Source organism: Blautia sp. CAG:257 (assembly GCF_000433815.1).
GTDB classification, from domain to species: Bacteria; Bacillota; Clostridia; order Lachnospirales; family Lachnospiraceae; genus Blautia_A; species Blautia_A caecimuris.
In genome coordinates, this window is sequence record NZ_HF999096.1 from 23,133 (window position 1) to 43,055 (window position 19,923).

The 19,923-nt window shown below is 45.6% G+C and carries 18 protein-coding genes; all 18 read left to right on the forward strand.

What is annotated here, in order from left to right; genetic code table 11:
- Positions 1–21 precede the first annotated feature (21 nt).
- The gene (gene cysS, locus QVP40_RS11145) at positions 22–1,428 is read left to right on the forward strand and encodes a cysteine--tRNA ligase (protein WP_022068486.1); all 1,407 of its coding nucleotides are present in this window, start codon (positions 22–24) and stop codon (positions 1,426–1,428) included.
- Positions 1,413–1,838 carry a Mini-ribonuclease 3 gene (locus tag QVP40_RS11150; RefSeq protein WP_022068487.1) on the forward strand — a complete coding sequence of 142 codons (426 nt, stop codon included), beginning with the start codon at positions 1,413–1,415 and terminating at the stop codon, positions 1,836–1,838. Before cysS ends, QVP40_RS11150 begins: the two co-directional genes overlap by 16 nt.
- On the forward strand, positions 1,835–2,572 hold the full coding sequence (gene rlmB, locus QVP40_RS11155; RefSeq protein WP_022068488.1) for a 23S rRNA (guanosine(2251)-2'-O)-methyltransferase RlmB: 738 nt from the start codon (positions 1,835–1,837) through the stop codon (positions 2,570–2,572). Before QVP40_RS11150 ends, rlmB begins: the two co-directional genes overlap by 4 nt.
- A 19-nt stretch (positions 2,573–2,591) precedes the next feature.
- Entirely contained in the window at positions 2,592–3,185 is a 594-nt protein-coding gene (locus QVP40_RS11160; RefSeq protein ID WP_022068489.1) for a sigma-70 family RNA polymerase sigma factor, read from the forward strand.
- A gap of 105 nt (positions 3,186–3,290) precedes the next feature.
- On the forward strand, positions 3,291–3,740 hold the full coding sequence (locus QVP40_RS11165; RefSeq protein ID WP_022068490.1) for a hypothetical protein: 450 nt from the start codon (positions 3,291–3,293) through the stop codon (positions 3,738–3,740).
- Between the two features lie 342 nt (positions 3,741–4,082).
- On the forward strand, positions 4,083–5,222 hold the full coding sequence (locus QVP40_RS11170; protein ID WP_022068491.1) for a zinc ribbon domain-containing protein: 1,140 nt from the start codon (positions 4,083–4,085) through the stop codon (positions 5,220–5,222).
- Between the two features lie 52 nt (positions 5,223–5,274).
- The gene (locus QVP40_RS11175) at positions 5,275–6,504 is read left to right on the forward strand and encodes a CpaF family protein (RefSeq protein WP_288200521.1); all 1,230 of its coding nucleotides are present in this window, start codon (positions 5,275–5,277) and stop codon (positions 6,502–6,504) included.
- An 8-nt stretch (positions 6,505–6,512) separates the two neighbouring features.
- Positions 6,513–7,409: a type II secretion system F family protein gene (locus tag QVP40_RS11180; RefSeq protein WP_022068493.1), complete on the forward strand. Its 897-nt coding sequence runs from the start codon at positions 6,513–6,515 to the stop codon at positions 7,407–7,409.
- An 11-nt stretch (positions 7,410–7,420) separates the two neighbouring features.
- A complete protein-coding gene (locus QVP40_RS11185) occupies positions 7,421–8,287 on the forward strand; it encodes a type II secretion system F family protein (RefSeq protein WP_022068494.1) in 867 nt (288 codons plus the stop codon).
- 59 nt (positions 8,288–8,346) lie between these two features.
- The gene (locus QVP40_RS11190; RefSeq protein ID WP_022068495.1) at positions 8,347–8,592 is read left to right on the forward strand and encodes a Flp1 family type IVb pilin; all 246 of its coding nucleotides are present in this window, start codon (positions 8,347–8,349) and stop codon (positions 8,590–8,592) included.
- Positions 8,589–9,281 (forward strand): pilus assembly protein, encoded by a 693-nt coding sequence (locus QVP40_RS11195; RefSeq protein WP_022068496.1) that lies wholly within the window; start codon positions 8,589–8,591, stop codon positions 9,279–9,281. Before QVP40_RS11190 ends, QVP40_RS11195 begins: the two co-directional genes overlap by 4 nt.
- A 24-nt stretch (positions 9,282–9,305) precedes the next feature.
- Positions 9,306–11,855, forward strand: coding sequence for a DUF5702 domain-containing protein (locus QVP40_RS11200; RefSeq protein ID WP_022068497.1), 2,550 nt, complete (start codon positions 9,306–9,308; stop codon positions 11,853–11,855).
- Between the two features lie 12 nt (positions 11,856–11,867).
- Entirely contained in the window at positions 11,868–12,578 is a 711-nt protein-coding gene (locus tag QVP40_RS11205) for a TadE/TadG family type IV pilus assembly protein (RefSeq protein WP_022068498.1), read from the forward strand.
- Between the two features lie 12 nt (positions 12,579–12,590).
- Entirely contained in the window at positions 12,591–13,151 is a 561-nt protein-coding gene (locus tag QVP40_RS11210; protein WP_022068499.1) for a prepilin peptidase, read from the forward strand.
- Positions 13,152–13,160: 9 nt separating this feature from the next.
- Positions 13,161–14,450, forward strand: a complete 1,290-nt coding sequence (locus QVP40_RS11215) for a WG repeat-containing protein (RefSeq protein WP_022068500.1) — start codon at positions 13,161–13,163, stop codon at positions 14,448–14,450.
- Positions 14,451–14,469: 19 nt separating this feature from the next.
- Positions 14,470–15,990 (forward strand): FHA domain-containing protein, encoded by a 1,521-nt coding sequence (locus QVP40_RS11220; RefSeq protein WP_022068501.1) that lies wholly within the window; start codon positions 14,470–14,472, stop codon positions 15,988–15,990.
- A 6-nt stretch (positions 15,991–15,996) separates the two neighbouring features.
- On the forward strand, positions 15,997–17,859 hold the full coding sequence (locus QVP40_RS11225) for a tetratricopeptide repeat protein (RefSeq protein ID WP_022068502.1): 1,863 nt from the start codon (positions 15,997–15,999) through the stop codon (positions 17,857–17,859).
- Positions 17,860–17,872: 13 nt separating this feature from the next.
- A complete protein-coding gene (locus QVP40_RS11230; RefSeq protein WP_022068503.1) occupies positions 17,873–19,906 on the forward strand; it encodes a serine/threonine-protein kinase in 2,034 nt (677 codons plus the stop codon).
- Positions 19,907–19,923 lie beyond the last annotated feature (17 nt).

Genomic DNA, 19,923 nt, shown 5'->3' on the forward strand with positions numbered 1-19,923 from the left:
AGAAATCGGAGGAAAGGAATTATGAAGCTTTTTAATACCATGACACGAAGAAAAGAAGAATTCGTGCCCCTGGAAGAGGGAAAGGTAAGAATGTATGTCTGCGGACCTACTGTCTATAATCTGATCCATATTGGAAATGCGCGCCCCATGATCATTTTTGATACAGTGCGCCGCTATATGGAATACAAAGGCTACGAGGTGAATTTTGTGTCCAACTTTACAGATGTGGATGACAAGATCATCAAAAAAGCCATTGAAGAAGGCGTAAGCCCTGAGGAGGTTTCAAGCCGTTATATTGAAGAGTGCAAAAAGGATATGGCAGGAATGAACGTAAAACCTGCAACCACACATCCTCAGGCAACTCAGGAGATCGATGGCATGATCGAAATGATCCAGACTCTTATTGACAAAGGCTATGCCTATCCGGTTGCAGACGGAACCGTTTATTTCCGTGTAAAAAACTTTAAGGAATATGGCAAGCTTTCTCATAAAAATCTGGATGATCTGCAGTCCGGTTTCCGCGCTCTTCAGGTTTCCGGCGAGGATCAGAAGGAAGATCCAATGGACTTTGTTCTCTGGAAGCCGAAAAAAGAGGGAGAGCCTTACTGGACTTCCCCATGGTGTGACGGACGCCCCGGCTGGCATATTGAATGCTCTGTTATGTCCAAAAAATATCTGGGAGAAGAGATTGATATTCACGCAGGCGGAGAGGATCTTATTTTCCCTCACCATGAAAATGAGATTGCCCAGAGTGAGTGCTGCAATGGAAAGCTCTTTGCAAAATACTGGATGCACAATGGCTTCCTGAATATTGATAACCGCAAAATGTCAAAATCTCTCGGAAATTTCCGCACAGTAAGAGAGATCAGCCAGCAGTATGACCTGCAGGTTCTGAGATTCTTTATGCTGAATGCCCATTACAGAAGTCCGCTTAATTTCAGCGCGGAGCTGATGGAGGCCGCAAAAAATTCTCTGGAACGTATTCAGGAGGGAGCAGCCCGCCTGAACGACCGCAAAGCTTCCAATACAGAAGCAGCCAGCCAGGCAGAGAAGAAGCTTCTGGAAGATGCGGAGATTTACCGGCAGAAATTTGAAGCAGCCATGGATGATGACTTTAACACAGCAGATGCTCTGGCAGCAGTTTTCGAGCTTGTAAAATTTGCAAACACAAATACAGATGAAAAGAGCAGCGGCGAGTTTGCAGGAAGCCTTCTGGATATGCTTGTAAAGCTCTGCGATGTTCTTGGACTGATCGTTCTGAAAAAAGAGGAAGCCCTTGACTCTGATATCGAGGCTCTGATCCAGGAGCGTCAGGATGCAAGAAAGGCAAGAGATTTTGCCAGAGCCGACGAGATCCGCGATCAGCTTCTTGAAATGGGAATCGAGCTTAAGGATACCCGTGAGGGAGTAAAATGGAAACGAATTTAAGTAAGCTGAATGAACTGTTTCATCTGGAGGAGCAGGATATCCGAAGCTATTCTCCTCTGACTCTGGCCTATATAGGAGACGGCGTTTATGAGCTGATCATCCGGACGATCCTTGTAAAAAAAGGCAACTGTCCGGTAAACCGTCTTCACAAAAAAGCAAGCAGCCTTGTAAAGGCGGCAGCTCAGTCGGGAATCATGGAGATCATTGAAAAGGAACTGACTCCGGAGGAATTAAGTGTTTACAGGAGAGGCCGCAACGCTCATTCTCCTACTATGGCAAAGCATGCGACTATGGCAGATTACCGCAGGGCAACAGGATTTGAGGCTCTGATGGGATATCTGTATCTGAAAGAAGAATACACACGGATGATCACACTGATCCGTATGGGAATCGGGGAGGAAATTTTATGAGCGAGCAGATAGAAGGCCGCAACGCAGTTCTGGAAGCCTTTCGTTCCGGAAGATGCGTGGATAAACTGTTTATTCTGGACGGCTGCCAGGACGGACCGGTCCGTACCATAGCCAGAGAGGCGCGCAAAAAAGATACCATTATCAATTATGTGTCAAAGGAGCGTCTGGATCAGCTCAGTGAGACAAGAGCGCACCAGGGTGTCATCGCCCAGGTGGCAGCCTATGAGTATTCCACGGTTGAGGAAATTCTGGCAAAAGCAGAGGAAAAAGGAGAACCGCCGTTTCTGGTTCTTCTGGACAATGTGGAGGATCCTCATAATCTGGGGGCCATTATCCGTACTGCCAATCTGGCGGGAGCCCACGGGGTGATCATTCCCAAGAGACGTTCTGTGGGACTGACTTCCACAGTTGCAAAAACCTCGGCAGGAGCCCTTAACTATACTCCTGTGGCAAAGGTGACCAATCTGGTGCGTACCATAGAGGAACTGAAGGAAAAAGGAATCTGGTTCGTGTGTGCAGATATGGGCGGAGAGTCCATGTACAGGCTGAACCTTACCGGCCCTATAGGAATGATCGTTGGAAATGAGGGCGAGGGAGTCAGCCGTCTTGTGAGAGAGGCCTGCGATTTTACAGCCTCTATTCCAATGAAGGGAGACATTGATTCCCTGAATGCTTCGGTGGCAGCAGGAGTGCTTGCCTATGAGATCGTGCGTCAGAGACTGAAGGCAGAATAAATACGAAAACGGAGGCAGTATGAGCCGTTACGGGCAGTGCAGTGACGAAGAACTGATTGAGAGGCTCCGAAATGGAGAAAGTGAAATCTCGGATTATCTGATGGAAAAATATAAGGGAACTGTCAAAAAAAGAGCAAGAGCCATGTATCTGATCGGAGGAGAGACAGACGATCTGATACAGGAAGGAATGATCGGACTTTTTAAGGCCGTTCAGGACTACCGGCCGGACAGAGAAGCGTCTTTTCGTACCTTTGCAGGACTGTGCATAGACAGACAGCTCTACAGCGCAGTAAAAAATTCTACCAGGCAGAAGCACATTCCTCTGAATTCCTACGTGTCACTTAGCGAAGAGGAGGAAAGCGGAAGTCTGGAAGGTCTGTGGTCGGAAAATCCGGAGGCTCTGGTAATTGACAGGGAAAATACCGGTATTCTGGAAAAAGAGATCAGCAAGGCTTTAAGTCCTATGGAAAATAAGGTGCTGGACTATTATCTCCGGGGGTACGGTTATGTGCAGATCGCAGAGATCATGGGCAAAACACCCAAATCCATTGATAATGCTCTGCAGCGGATCCGGGGAAAGATCAGAACCTGTATTGAGAAATTTCAAATATAATATTAACCTTTCTTTTACAGATAAAAAGTAGTACAATAAAATAAGATTATTTTTAGGAATACATCATAATGACCTGAGGGTCAGAAATGAAAGGAGCAGTATATTATGGCAAAAAGAAACAAATACTGGGGCTTTGTAGCGGTAGGAGCAGCGGCGGCAGCAGCAGCCGGAGCAGTTGCGGCAATGGTACTGAAGAAAAAAAGAGTCAGTGATTTTGATGACTTTGATGATGATTTCGAGGAATTTGAATTTCCTGAAGACACAGAAGAGAAGCTGGAAGAAACAGAGGAAGAGATCCATGAGGCCTTTGCTGCCTGGGAAGAGGCTGAGGAAGCGGCAGAGCATGCTGCGGAAACCAGTGAAGAACCTGCGGAAGAAACCGAAGAAGCTTCTCAGCAAGCCGAAATGTCCGCAGAGGAAACCGAAGAGGAAGCTTCTCCAAAAACTGAGATGCCTGCAGAGGAAATAAAAGAGGATACAGATGAGACAGCTGCAGAAGAGGAACTGAACGAAGAAGCTTCTGAGGAAAATGATCCAGAAGAAAAAACAGAATAAAAAGTATTCCGGAAACACCGATTCAGATGAGGGCTATGAGTACCCGCATTTGAACCGGTGTTTTTTATTTTTGTCAATAGCCGGGGATATTCTTTGGAAAGCCGTCCTGTTGCTGGGTTTTCGGGAGATTATCCTGAATTTGCCCGGTGAGGAGGTTTCTGGTAGCGGATGGAAAATAAAAACACAAAAAAAGATTGTCCACAATAAATGCCACATATTGTAGAAACAAATCGGATATTGTAAAAAGATAGCAGAGAAACAGCGCCAAAAATTATTTTCCATATTAAAGATGAAAAATAAAATATTTGAATATTTGGTACAGGAAGGCGGGGAAAGAGAAACGTGTATTGTGAAAGATGCGGAACAAAACTTGAAGATGATGCCAGATTCTGCCCAAACTGCGGTTCGTCTGTAGACGCAGAAAACATTCCAAAAGGAAATATAGATCACAGCAAAGAAAAGGATAACAGTAATAAAGAAAGAGAGCCGGATATTTTTGAGTGGGAAGCGCCGTCCGTTCCGGACAATCAGCCGTCCCCGGGAAGTAAAGGAGGAAATAAGACCACATGGATTGTCAGCATTGCGGTGACAGTGGCGATCGTATTGGCAACAGGCGGTCTGATCTGGTATCTGTTAAAACCTGACAGCGTTCCCAATGATGATGTGGTAGTAAATCCTGTTAAATCAGCCATGAAAGAAACCTCTGACGGTTCAGGAGAATCAGAGAAAACAGAGAATCAGGAAAGTGATTCTGTAGAAATTACAGAAAAGAGTGAAGAAACAAAAGAGGAAACGGACGGGAGTCCGGAGACAGAAAATGTGGAAATCAAAATAGAGGGAGCTGACAATACAGATAAAAAAACGCAGGATCCCATACAGCAGACTGCAGCCTTCGGTGAGGAAAAACTTCCTGTGGCTCAGAGCAGTGAAAATGTTCAGAATACAGAACAGCCGTCAGAGGAAAATCATCCGGAACCGGCGCCTGCCAGTGTATCAGAGAATGCCGCGGCTTCAGCAGTGCTTTATGAGGGAACACCGGATGTTTCCTTATTAAAAGAAGTTTCTGTTATTTCTGCAAATGCTACATCAACCATTTCTCAGACAAAAACAAACAACAATGCCATGCTGCTTTTTGACAAAAAAGACGATACAAGCTGGCAGGAGGGCGTGTCAGGCTATGGGATCAATGAATCCGTAAGCTTCAGCTTTGACGGCCTTCATAAAGTAAAATATATTGCCTTCAAACTGGGAAACTGGAAAAACGACAAATATTATTATGGAAACGCAAAGCCGAAAACAATAAACCTTGTTTTTGGAGATTATTCCGGTCAGGTTACCTTTACAGGGGAACGGAAAGTCGAATGGGTGGAGGTGTCTCCTTCTGTAAATGCAGACAGTATGCGTCTGGAGCTGAAAGATGTGTATCCGGGCACAAGCTGGGAGGATACCTGCATCTCAGAGGTTACTGTTTACGCAGAGTAAACAGAAGTCGAAAAAATAAAATATATGAGGTGAGAGTATGCTTTCAGAGGAAATGATAAGCCGTCTTGTGCTTGAGATCAAACGTTTCCTTCTGGCAGACGCCATGCTTTTAAGCCGCGCGTCAGATGAACAGCTCATGCGGAGAATTGCTGACGTGGCGGATCACAAGCTTGGAAAGGTCAGTCTGTCACCACAGGAAAGATCACGGGTAGTGCGGCTGGTATTCAGTTCCATCCGGGGACTTGGGATCCTGGATGAGATCCTGGCAGACGACAGCATTACCGAAGTGATGATCAACGGTCCGGATCATATTTTTGTGGAACATGCAGGACGGCTGTATCGTCTGAACAAGAAATTTGATAATGAGCGGCAGCTGGAGGACATTATCCAGAAAATCGTGGGAAAGGCAGGGAAGGAAGTGAACCAGGCCAATCCTATTGTGGATACCAGACTTCCCGATGGATCCCGTGTTAATGTGGTGCTTCCTCCGGTTTCCCTGTCAGGTCCCATTGTTACCATACGAAAGTTTTCAAAAACGCCTATGACAGTGGAAATGCTGTTAAAATACGGCTCGCTCACCAGAGAGGCGGCGGCCTTTCTGGAAAAGCTGGTCCGGGCAAAATATAACATTTTTATCAGCGGGGGTACCGGTTCTGGAAAAACAACGTTTCTGAACGCTTTATCCAATTTTATTCCAAGGGATGAACGTATTATCACCATTGAAGATTCGGCAGAGCTTCAGATCAAAAACATAGAGAATCTGGTAAGCCTGGAAACAAGAAATGCAAATACATCAGGCAGAGGAGAAATTTCCATCCGCGATCTGATCCGCTCTGCTCTTCGTATGCGCCCCGAAAGGATCGTAGTGGGAGAGGTGCGCGGAGCAGAGGCCCTTGATATGCTGCAGGCTATGAATACCGGACATGACGGCTCTCTTTCTACCGGCCATGCCAATTCCACCAGAGATATGTTAAGCCGACTGGAAACTATGGTGCTTCAGGGCAACGACGGACTGCCTCTTCCGGCTATACGCCAGCAGATTGCTTCTGCGCTGGATATTATCATTCATTTATCCAGGCTGAGAGATAAATCCAGACGCACCATGGAGATCACAGAAGTCCTTGGATATGAAAACGGGGAGATTCAGCTGAATCCTCTGTTTGTTTTTAAAGAAACAGAGGGAAGCACACTGGAAAAAGTAGAGGGGCATCTGGTAAGAACCGGAAATCCTCTGAGAAATGACTATAAACTGAGACTTCAGGGAGTCAGCAGCAGAATATAGGGGAAGCCATGAAAAAAGAAAAGGTAAAAAAAGAGAAAGTAATAAAAGAAAAGCCTGTAAAAATGAAAAAGACAGGACAGGCAAAAGAAAAACATATAAAAGAGGCAAGAGCAAAAAATAAAAAACACAGAAAAAAATATGTGCCGGAAAAGGCGCTTTTCGGACATGCAGATGATTATTATGTGTATCGGATGAACTCTGTGGAAAAAGGTCTGGGAGCCCTGATGGGATTTGGGGCAGGCTTTTTTGTCTTCATGGTATTTTTCAGGAGTATTCTGTTTTCTGTTATTGCAGGAGGGCTTCTGGCTGTTCCGGGAATCGCAAAATACAGAAATTACCTGAAGGAAAAACGAATGCAGAATCTTCTGTTTCAGTTCCGGGATATGATGGAATCCCTATCCGCCTCCTATTCAGCAGGCAAAAATACACAGGGCGCCTTTCAGGACGCGTGTGCGGATCTGATTTCCATATATGGAGAAAAAGCAGATATTGTACATGAGCTGAAGCTCATCGTCAGCGGTTTGTACAATGGACAGAATATTGACGATATGCTGTCAAATTTTGCCCTGAGAAGTCATCTGGACGATATTGAAAGCTTTGCCACTATTTTTGAGGTGACAAACCGGTACGGAGGAAATCTGAAAAAGGTCGTGGGAGAGACAAGACAGATCATCAATGAAAAAATTGAGACAGAAATGGAAATACGAACCCTTCTTACTGCAAACAAAAACGACCTGAACATTATGATTCTAATGCCGGTTGTTCTGATGCTGATGCTTGGTGGAATGGGCGATATGTCCATTGTGCAGAACACTCCTGTCAATGTGGTGATCAAGCTGACAGCTCTTGCCCTGTTTGGAGGAGCCTATTATATGGGAAGAAAAATTGTTGATATTCGGATATAGGAGAAGAGAACGTGGAATTATTTCAGTTGATACTGCTGGCTGTTACCACACCTTTTGCTTTGATCTGGCTGTTTCTGGCAGCAGCAAAAGGAAAAAAATACAGACAGTATACAAACAGCGCTTTTGCCAGAGAATTTCAGATGAGTGATCTGTTCTGCGTGGGATTTTCTGTTATGGAGATTCTCCACATCAGCACAAAAAGCCGGAGAGCTCAGGCAAAGATCAAGGAGATCTCTGAGATCAAAGGCAAACAGTATGCAGAATATTATTATTTTATTCTATTGGGAGCAAAAACCACTTACATATTTACCATTCTGGTATTTGTCTGCCTTCTGGCTGTGCTTGCTGCCAGCGCAGAGGCTCTGCTTCTGGGATTATTACTGGGAGGACTGGCAATCGCCTATCTGGATCTGTCTTTACAGGACAAGCTGACAGCCCGCAGACAGGAGCTGGTGCTTGATCTTCCTCAGGTACTGTCAAAGCTGACTCTTCTGGTTAATTCCGGAATGGTGCTTCGGGATGCCTGGAAGCGGGTTTCTGTTACAGGAGACAGAGCTCTTTATCAGGAAATGCGGAACACCAGCATGGAAATCGAAAACGGCGTTATGGAAACGGACGCTTACCGGAATTTTGCAGAGCGCTGTAATGTAAAGGAGATCAGGAAGTTTGCCTCTCTGATCATCCAGAACCTGAAAAAAGGAAATGAGGAGCTTGCCTATTTCCTGAAAGACCTTTCCGATGAAATGTGGGAGGTAAAGAAAAATGAAGTAAAACAAAAGGGAGAAAAAGCCAATTCCAGACTTCTTCTTCCTATGATGCTGATTTTTATAGGGATTCTGATCATGATCCTGGTTCCGGTATTTCAGCAGATGGGATAATAAACGGCACAGACCGGTTTATTATAAATGAGTACACACACATAAGGAGGAAATAAGAGATGATGAGAAAAATGGACATGCTGTGGATCGGAGCAAAAACCCGTATCCATAATTTCTGGGAGGATTTTAAGACAGAGGAAAAAGGCGCGGCAGAGATCGTGGCGATTTTGTTGGTGATTGCGGCAGTCGTTGTTGTAGCCGTCATTTTTAGAAAACAGTTAGGAAAATTAATAAATGGAGTATTCGACAAGGTTGGAAAAGAAGCAGGTGTAGATCTACCAGCGATTAATGAAGGAATTTCATGATAGAGCCAGACAATAACACCCAGCGTGGGGCTATTATGGTGGAAGCCGCCATTTATTTTCCTATTACCATTGCCGTTGTGATGGCAGTGATTTATTTTGGGCTGTTTAAAATGCAGGAAAGCTATTTTTTCTTTCAGGTAGAGAGAGCAGCCATGGAGCTTGCCAGAGAGACCGCTTATCCGGGGTATGATAAGTTTACTCCGGATAAGCCTATGGAAAATACAAGAGTGGATTTTGACTGGGAGGATGGCCCCACTGAATCACAGGTAAAAAACTATTACAGCTCCTATAAAGGCTCTGCCTCCAACATTTATCGCTGGGGGCTGGACAGTGAAGCAAAGCAGAGGGCTGCCGCTTATCAGGAAGCACTGAAAAAGCACAGCGCTTTGTTTTCCATGGGAAAAACAGAAGCCTATGTAGGGCTGGAAAATTCATTTTTCAGTAAATCAGTGCGGGCAGAGCTGCGTTATGTGATCCCCACGCCGGGAATCCTACGCTTTGTGGGAGTGAGAGATGACATTACGATTTATGCGGCAGCCTACCAGCCGGTAATGAATACTACGGATTTTGTCCGGAACATTGATCTTGCCTGGGATATGGGCAGCTTTCTTTTAGAAAAGCTGGGAATGGAGGGTCAGGCTGAAAAGTTCAGTCAGGCCTTTGACAAGGTAATGGATATTTTATTTTAGGAAACAGAAGGAGGAGGGAAGCAGATGCGGTTATTCTGCGGAAAACAGGGAGGGTCGATCTGTGTATTTTTAACCCTGATCCTGGTACCGGTATTATTGTTCAGTGGGATTATTGTGGATGCTTCCCGCCTTTTTGCGTCAAAGACAGTTGTTTCAGGAGCCGGTGATCTGGCTATGAATGCAGCTCTTGCACAGTACGATAAAATGCTGAAGGATTCTTATGGACTGACCGCTATGGCAAAGGATCCCGGTTCGCCCCAGGAGCAGGAAGCCCTGAAGAAAATGTTCTGTGAATCAATCAGCGCCAGATACCTGAAGCATGCAGACAGTGATGATCTCAGCTCTGTGATTCAGGTTTCTCTTGCAGAGAATGGCTTTGAGGCAAAAGGGGTATCGTCCTCTTCCCTTGCAGACGTGAATGTTCTCCGCCAGCAGATCGTGGAATATATGAAATTCCGCGGTCCTGTTTATATTGCTGACGATATTATAGAAAAATTAAAAAAACTGCCTTTTAAAAATGTGAAGAAACAGAAAAAATATGTAGACACAAAAACAGAATACGGACAGGCGGCATCTGAGCTCAGTGATCCAATGAAAGAGGCAAAAGAGGCCATTGATACACAGGCTGCAGCTATCGGACAGCTTCAGAATTCCGACCCTGCGGGGATGGTGACAGCATATCAGCAGAAGTCTGTGTTCTGGCTGGCGGCAAAATCCCTGCAGATGTATCTGGATAAAGAGATTACTGCAAATTTTCCGCCGGATACGCCCAGTGAAATTTCTTATGAAATGATAGGAAATTATCTGGATTATTCTGTTATTTTAACAGAAGGCACTGCCGCATTTCCGGAAGATACTTACAGAAAGATGGTAACACTTCTGGCTTTGGACAGCTGGATAAAGGCGCTTGACCTTCAGCCGCAGACGGGAAAAATCGTCACGGAGGAGAATGGCTTTTCCTCAGAGCAGATCAATGCCTATAACAACATTTCCAAAAACATAAAAAACAATATTGCTGTTATGAATCGAAGTCATGACCAGGCTGTAAAAGAATATCAGGCCGGTATTAAGAGTCTGGAAAAGAATGCGGATACGATTATCAGTGCAGGAAATAAGGCAGTAAAGCAGCTGAAAAAGGTCAGGGATAAATGGAAGGATGTAAAAAAGAAAAGAGCATTATATGACGATGCCCGTACATCACTTATAAATGCAGGGGAGCGTCCAGGCGAAGATGAGGAAGGAGAAAAGATACAAATCAATGAGGAGCAGCTGGAGAACCAGATTGCTCTGCTTGAAGCAAATACAGAAGCTGCAAAGGTATATAAAGAAAATATAAAAAAGTTAAAAACAATACCTGAGACACTGAAAAAACAGCAGGTCAGTGAGAATGAAGGAACATGGCTTGAGCTGAACCCGGCGTCGGAGGCAATCCAGGGATTCTGGACAGACCATAATATTCTGGGAGATGTGGGAGTTCCCGAGACTTCCGGATTACAGAATCCCCAGGCAGGTACGTTTTACAAGAGTTCACTTGAGAATATGAAAGATGAGTCAGCTGATACATCTGAAGAGGGAAAACAGCGAAAAGAGCATCAGAAAGAAGCAAAAGAAAGGGAAAAGGCTGCCAATGCTGCAAAAGATAAAATCCTCAACGCTGTAGAGAACGAAAGAAATCTGAAAAAGGACGCAGAGGGATTTCCGGATCGATTCCCCAGTGGTCTGGCAAAGGTAAATGCCAGCGGGAATACAGATCAGAGCCCAAATACAGATACCTCAGACGATAATGCGGCAGTGGATGCGGCAAAAGAAAATATGGGATGGCTGGACAGTCTTGCAGCCTGTCTGGACAACCTTGCAGGCAACGTGCTGGAACAGGCGTATCTGATGGAATACATATCGGAAATGTTTAACTGTATGACAACAGTGCCCGAAGATCAATCCCTCAGCGGAAAATCGCTTTTGGATGGCCATGTGATCGTGAATGGCGAGATTGAGTACATCCTTTATGGAAATCCCTCTACGGCGGTGAATAAATCAATTGCCTATTCCAGCCTTTATGCAGCCCGCCTTGCCATTGATATGCTGTATGTTTTTATGGATAAGGAAATGAATACTGCGGCAAATACTATTGCAAGCGCAGTCAGCAGCGCTTCCGGGCAGGCGTGGCTGTATCCGATCATTAAATACGGCTATCTCTGCTGCAGCGCCATTGCCATGGCGACGCAGGACACTGCCAGTCTGACAAGTACGGACAAAAGTACCAATGCAGTTCTGGTATGGCCGGATAAAGATGTCTGCAGTATCAGGTTTACTTACAAGGATTATATGAAGCTGTTTCTTCTGATCTCTATGATGGATAACTCAGGAAAAAACAAGCTGGTTGCCCGTGCAGGAGACTGTATTCAGCTGAATATCAGTGAGGAGCTGAGCCGCAAATATACTATGGTGACATTAAAAGCAGATGTGGATGCATCTACCACCTTTTTGCCAAAAGTTCCGGAGTTTCTGGGACAGTCAGGAAGTACGGACAATGGAAAAAGGCGGATTAAATACAGAAGTGTTCTGGCGTATTAACAGGAGAGGAAGATGAAACAGGAAAGACAAAAAGGTTCCATAACCGTAGAGGCAACGCTTTTTATTCCCATATTTTTGTTTGCATTTATGAGTATTTACAGCCTGGTTTCCTTTGCAAGAGCCCAGCTTCTGATACAGTATGCGGCAGATCAGGCTGCCAGGGAGATTGCCCAGTACAGTTATATTCTGGAAAAAACAGGAATTTTGGACGCCTATCAGGGAATGGGGCAGGAGGCGGCCGGCTTTGACAGAAGTCTGAAGGATATCCGGGAAAATCTGTCCCTGATCGATGACGCAGCACAGAAGCTTGCATCCGGACAGGGGACGGTGGATGACACAGTCGGCATGGGAAATGCCGGAAAGGATGTATATGACAGCGTAGAGGGCTATGTGTCAAATTCCAAAGAGTTTATTAACGGAGTGCTCAGCTCCGTGAAATCCCAGAGCTGGGAGGCGCTGTCTGCCTATATGGTTGGGACAGTGGGGAAATCCTGTGTGCTTCAGCAGCTTGCTGTGGCTTCAGGAATCACAGATACAGATGCGTATCTGAAAAAGCTTGGGGTTTCAAATCTCAGATATGATAACAGCTCCTGGTGTAAGGATGGCTCCAGCCAGGTGAAAATCGTGGTGGATTATGATATAAAAAGCAGTCTTCCTTTTTTTGATCTGCCAGCCAGACATTACCGTGTGTGCGCGTCTACCAGAGTCTGGTCAGGAGCGTAAAAGGAGAGTCTTATGAAGTATTTAAAAGAACTGTTAAAAGAGAAAAAATATGTGCCTGTGATCATTGCGGCGCTGATGGCGGCAGAGGCGTTTCTGTTTACTTTCTACGGATATCACTGGCTGAAGATCGTGCGTTATCTGGTTCTGTCTGCTTTTCTTGTTGTTCTGGGATTTATTGATTCCAGGAGAACGCTGATTCCCAATCAGCTTCTGATCATAATGCTTGTTATAAGAACCATGCTTCTTATTGGCGAGATCGGAGCAGAGCCCGCCTGGTGGAAGGAATGTCTGGAATCTGCATTTGGCGGTCTTGGTATTGGCCTGGTGATTTTCCTGGCAGCCTGGTTTCTGTCAAGAAAAAGCATTGGAATGGGAGATGTGAAGCTTGCTGCCGTGATCGGCTGGTATCTGGGAGGCTCCCTGATCTGGTTTGATCTGGTGGTGTGTCTCAGTTTGTCTGCAATATTCAGTATCGTACAGCTTTTGCGAAAAAAACTGACCATGAAGGATTCCATTCCGCTGGCGCCGTTTTTTTCAGTGGGAACCATCTTGATTTTGATAATTGGATTTTAGGGAGAGGTTATGAAAAAACTGATGATTGCTGCAGTGGTGGCTCTTCTTGGGCTGGCATGGTGGACTACGTTTTCATCTGCAGTACAAAAGCCTGCAGAATACCAGAGCTATCTGGCAGAGGCTCAGAAAAATGAGGAAAAGGGAATTTATTACGATGCGATCCTTAACTATCAGAAGGCTCTGGAATATCATCCGGAAAATATGGATATCTATCTGAAGATTGCGGAGGCTTACAGAAATCTGGGAGATGAAAACGGATTTATACAGGCCTGTAATCAGGCTATGAAGCTGGAGGGAGACGGTGAGCAGGCGGTTATGATCCTGGCAGATTATTATCTGGAAAAGGGACAGAAGGGAGACGCTATTGCGCTTTTGCAGGCCCAGATCCAGGAGCAGGAATCCAATGGTTCTCTCAGGGCAAAGCTGAACTCGCTTGCAGGAGGATTTGACTATATTGGAGAGGAGTATGATGAGATTTCCAATGCCTGCGGCTCCTGTATGCTGGTAAAATCAGGAGAGGATCTTGGTATTACAGATCTTCAGGGGAACGTGGTGATCCGCGCTCAGTATGAACAGATGGGCATGTTTGGAGAAAATGGATTTGCGCCTGTTCAAAAGGACGGAACGTGGTATTACATAGACACAAATAATTATAAAAGGCGGCAGCCGGATGAGGAATATGAATTCCTGGGAGTCTGCAATCAGGGCGCTATCCCGGCAAAAAAAGACGGGAAATGGGGATATCTCAATGAGGATTTTCAGCCTGTAACTAAATTTGAATATGACGGCGCCACCCCGTTTTTAAATGGATTAGCAGCCTTGAAAAAAGGCGAAAAGTGGGCGATTATCAATACGGAACTTAAGGCAGTGACGGATTTTGGCTTTGACGATATTGTGTGTGACGACTGGGGATTTTGTTCCAGAAACGGAGTGGTTTTTGCAAAAATAGGAGAAAAATATTATCTGATCAACAGTGAAGGCGTGCAGATCGGTGATGAATACGATGCGGTTTCTCCGTTTTTGTCATCCGGTCCCGCGGCTGTTATGCAGGCAGGAAAATGGGGATTTGTCTCTTCAAAAGGAGATCAGGTTTTAAAGTGCATGTTTGAAAATGCTTCAGCATTTTCCGAACTGGGATATGCTCCTGTATGCTCAGGCGGGAAATGGGGATTTATTAAGGAAAACGGAGATTTTGTGGTGGAACCTCAGTTTGAGGGAGCAAAAACCTTTAATAAAGAAGGGGCTGCTCCTGTAAAAGAAAATGGAAAATGGAAGCTGATCCAGCTTGACATTTATTAAAAACAGGGGGAGAAAAAAGATGGAATTTATCTATGATTTTACAGACGGACATACTGTATTCAGCTATGTTTCAAAGGAAAATGAAGCTCTTGATACAGAGTCCTGGACTGTGATCAGCAGCGGGGCAGTCAGTAGAAATCTGCTTCCGGTTTTTATGAGAAAAGAGAATGACGGATACAGTTTTACCTATGACATAGCCGGAATGATCAATATGATGGCATGGAAAGACGGGCAGACGGTCAATGAACAGATGGAAACAGACAGAAAGATCGAGGCTGCAGTACAGGAAGTGCTTAGAAAGGGCATTCCCAGGGGGGAAATACTGACAGAAAAGCAGTACATATATGTGGAGGTGTCCACAGGAGAGATAAAGCTGATCTGCATTCCTGTGAGGGAGGAGCAGGGAGATGATTTTTCTGCCGGTACAGGGAAAGCTCCCGGCAGAACCTCCGCAGCGCCCCTTCCTTTAATACCGCCGGAGCCAAGAGGAGACATGCCGGGAGATATTTTTATAGAGAAGCCGGCAGAACGCAAAAGCCGCTGGTGGAGAAGAAAATCTTCTGAGGGAAGGAGACATAAAGAACGGGAAAATATTCTGATTCCTCCGGTACCTGAGGAACCGGTCTATGACAGACGGGAAGTGGACCAGGACAGTACAGACTGGCAGGAGAGGGGATTTTCTCAACAAATAGGAAAAAATGATCCGGAAAAAGACATATGGAAAAAAACAGAAACTCAGGATGAGTTTTCATACAGAGATTCCCGAAGTCGTTTAGAAATTCAGAACCCCTGGGAACAATCAGAAGCTGCAAACCCCTGGAGGGCCCCAGAAGAGCAGAAACCATGGACCCAGCCGGAAACTGTAAATCCCCGGAGGGCCCCAGAAGAGCAGAAGCCATGGAATCAGCCGGAAACGGTAAATCCCCGAAGGGAACCAGAAGAGCAGAAGCCATGGAATCAGCCGGAAGCGGTAAATCCCCGGAGGGAACCAGAAGAGCAGAATCCATGGAATCAGCCGGAAGCTGTAAATCCCTGGGGTGGCTCAGAAATTCAGAAACCTCTGGAACGTTCAGCTCAGTCCGAACCCTGGCATCAGAAAGGTAATCTACAGATTCCCGTTTCTGTACAGACGTCTGATGAACCGGCACCGGAGCAGAACTTTTCTGATGATGATTCAGAAACCGTACTTTTACGTGACGATGGAGACAGCGAAACTGTACTTTTAAGACAGCCGCAGAAAATTGCAGCAAAGCTTCTCCGCATTAATACCCAGGAGGTTTTTTCTGTGACAACAGAAAACTGTAAAATCGGCAAAAGGGCATTAATGACAGACATCTGTATCCGAAACAATCCGACTGTCAGCAGAGAACATTGCGTGATCCGGTTCCGTGACGGAGAATATTATATTGAAGATATGGATTCCAGCAATTATACATATCTGAACGGAATCCGTGTAATGCCCGGACATCCCAAAAAGCTTCAGGAAGAAGACCGGATCAGACTTTCTGATGAAGAGTTTATTTTCCGGAAGGGAGAGTGACAGACAATGAAAGAGATAAAAAAGAAAAAATCAAAACCAGATCCCAAAATCCTGATCCCTGTGATCGTGGGAGCGGTCTGTGTGCTTATGGTCGCAACTGTGATCATTTTTATGAATCCCGAAAATACAACGGCAGGACAGCTTCAGAAAAAGCTGGAGCTTGGGGATAAATATCTGGAATCCGGCGACTATGAAAAGGCGGAGCTTGCCTTTCAGGAAGCCCTGAAAATTGATGAAAAATCTCCGGATGCCACCATTAAGCTGGCAGATACTTACAATAAAATGAAAAAGCCTGAAAAGGCTTTAAAGATGCTGGAACAGACAAACAAAAATCTGGAAAATATGTCTGTAGCCCAGTTAAACTCCAATCCGGACGGCTGGAAAAGCAAGATGGATATGTATGAAACGGTTTACAAGCAGACGGAGCAGCTTTATCAGAACAGCGGAAACCAGATGCCGGCTGATATAGATACATCCGAAGATGTGATTAATATTTTTAACGATATACATATATACATCAATGATTACGTGACGCCTACCCCAAAGCCTTCTGAAAAGCCAGGCAAAAAAGAGGAAAAAAAGGACACGACACCGGTTCCTGAACAGGAGGAAGAACCTGCGGTAACACCGGAGGAAACACCTGCTCCTGAGATTACGGAAGCTCCGGAAGAGAATCAGGAAGGAGAACCCACAGTGACTCCTGAAGTAAGCCCGGAAGCCACAGTTACGCCAGTTGATCCGGATGCAGAAATTACCCCTGAACCAATGACGGATCCTGCAGAGACTCCCATACCGGGAGGCTGGACAGTGGTTGTTGCGCCCAACCAGACGCCAACTCCAAAGCCTGATATGAATGCAGAACCGGAGCCTCAGCCGGAACCGGATCCGGAGCTTCAGCCGGAGCCTGCTCCGGAATCTTCGCAGGATTCTTCAGAGGACACGGGAATCCCGCCGGCAGTCCCGGATTATCCGGAGGACACAGGCATTCCGCCGGCAGTTCCGGATGCCCCGGAAGAACCGGCAGTTCCTCCGACAGATCAGAACAATGCAGAGGCACCTTCAGAAAATCAGGACAGCCAGACAGAACAGGATGCGCTTACGCCGGATCAGGTTCTGGATGCCTTTGCGGCTGAGCTCCTTGCAGCAAGTCCGAGGTCATCTCTCAGTACTCCGGCTTCTTATACCTGCGGGGATGAATCCGGTATGGCAGCAGCCAGTGGAACACTTGGAGCAGAGAAGCGCGACTTTAACGGTGATGGAATGCAGGAACTTCTTGTAATCTCCATTAGAAACGGCCAGCTTGTTCTGGATACCTATACAGCAGCAGGCGGAGCAGCGTCCATGGTTTCTTCAGTTGCATTTGAGGAATGCTTTGGAAAGGCTGTGGAAGGAGTTACATACGGAGGAACACAGACCTGCTTTATCAGAGAAAACGGAACAGGATTTGATATCGGAATGGCCGGCTATTATTTTGGAATGAACACGGGGGATGGAAATCCCAGCGCCAAAACAGTGGCAGCGCTTTATACCATGGGAGCAGACGGAAGTCTGAATATGTCAGCTTCCGCTTCACTGATAAACGGAACCATATCTTCTCCGCAGGAAGGCGGAAAGGACGGCTTTATCAGCGCTCTTTCCAGTGCGGGAATGAGCGGCTCCTGGGTTTCCGAAAGCGCAGACATGCTTGCGGGAATGGATCTTGCAAACAATCCGGTTCAGGATATGGCCGGCGTGCCAAATCCGCTTGGAGGCGGACTTGCAGGAAAAGAACCGGGAGTGCAGGACCTTGTTGTGGTAAACGCAGGAATGCAGCCGGGATCAGGAAGCATGAACTTCAGTGTCACAGACAATACTACATGTGGAAAATAAGGGAGAGGACAGAATGCTGAAGCACATATCAGACACCTATGAAATTATAGAAAAAATCGGCGCCGGAAACAGCGGAGAGGTTTATAAGGCTTATCATAAAAATCTGAAAAAATATGTTGTACTGAAAAAGATCCGGGCAGAGATCAAGGATGTTCTGAACAATCGTGCAGAGGCGGATGTACTGAAAAATCTCCACCATCCCTGTCTGCCCCAGGTATTTGATTTTCTGGAGGCGGACGGAGATGTATATACCGTAATGGATTATATTCCGGGAAATTCCTTTAAGGAATATCTGGATGCAGGCACAGAATTTAAAGAAAAATCAGTGCTTATCTGGGCAAGACAGATCTGTGCCACCTTAAGCTATCTGCACAGTCAGAAGCCGCCCATCATTCACAGTGATCTGAAGCCTGGAAACATTATGCTGAAGCCGGATGGAAATATCTGTCTGATCGATTTTAATATATCGGCAAGCCTGGATGGAGACACTGCCTGGGTGACCGGATATACCAACGGATATGCGCCTCCGGAACAGATAGAGGCGCTGCGTTATAACCAGAATGAGCTGGATCATTCTCTCTGGAAGACCATTGACAGAAGAGCGGATATTTACAGCCTGGGAGCAGTTTTGTATCACCTGATGACAGGAAAAAAGCCTTCTCAGGATGAACATGGATATGTGGAGGATATCCGCAGCCGGGGAATCCGCATCAACCAGGTGTTTGCCCATATTATTATGAAGTGTCTGGAGCCCAGACCGGAAAAACGTTACCAGTCAGCAGAGGAGCTTCTCAGCGACCTGAAGGACATTGAGAAAAAGGACAGACGGTACCGGGAGCTTTGTAAAAAGCAAAAAGGGATTTATATACTGGTGATCTTCTTTATGGCAGCCAGCGCTGCGCTTACAGTAAACGGATATTTCCGCAGAGATGTGGATCGGAGAAAGCAGTATGAGGAGCTTGTAAGACTGGAATCCCAGTGTGTGACATCAGGAGAATTTGAGAATTTTGAATCCTATTATCAGAAAGCGGCAGGTCTTATGCCGGAAAGACTGGAGGCGTATTACCAGAAAGCTCTGGCTCTGAACCAGCAGAGACAGTATGGAGATAATATTAATTTTATTAACGAAAAGATTCTGTCAAACCCGGAGCTTGAAGTGGATTCAGAAGCGTTAAATAATGTGTACTATCTTCTTGGAAATTCCTATGAAAAACAGGAAGATTATGAAAATGCTGCAAAATGCTATGAAAAGGCCATAGAGATCAAGCCGGACAACAGTGATTATTACCGTGACTATGCCATTGCTCTTGCCTATACCGGAGAAATGGATAAGGCTCAGAAGGCTCTTGACACAGCCAGAAGCCAGGGTCTCGATTCTGTGGAAATTGATTATGTTCAGGGAGAGATCCTGTATAATAATCAGGATTTTCAGGGGGCAAAAGAAATCTTTCTGACCTGTATGGAAAAGGCGCAGAACGATTATGTGAAGATGCGCGCCTGCATTATGACATGCAAATGTATTGACGCGCTTGAGGATGGTGTGGGCGGCTATGATGAGAAGATACAGCTTCTTGAAAAGGCCCGGAAGGAACTGCCTACAGAATATAACATAGGTGTTCTTGAGACCCTGGGACAGGTGTACAGCGACATGGGAAATGATACCGGAGATGCAGCTTATTATACAAAGGCGGCAGAGGTATTTAAACAGATCCAGAAGCAGGGAATGGGAAGCTACGATACAGATTATAATCTGGTTGTCCTTTATCAGAATATGGAAAAATATGAGGAGGCATCTGCTCTTCTGAAAGAGATGCTTGAGGAGTACGGAGAAAACTACCGCACTTATAAAGCCCTGGCTTTTATGGAAGTGTCAAAACAGGAAAAAGTGGATGTAAACCAGAGAAGCTACGGATTGTTTAAAGAATATTATGAAAAAGCGGAAAAGCTTTATCAGCAGCAGCTTGAAAATAATGTAAACGATCTGGAAATGAAACGGCTGAAGGAGCTTTACGATCAGGCAGCTTCCAATGGCTGGTTCAGTAACTAAAAAAGCAGAGAAGCGAG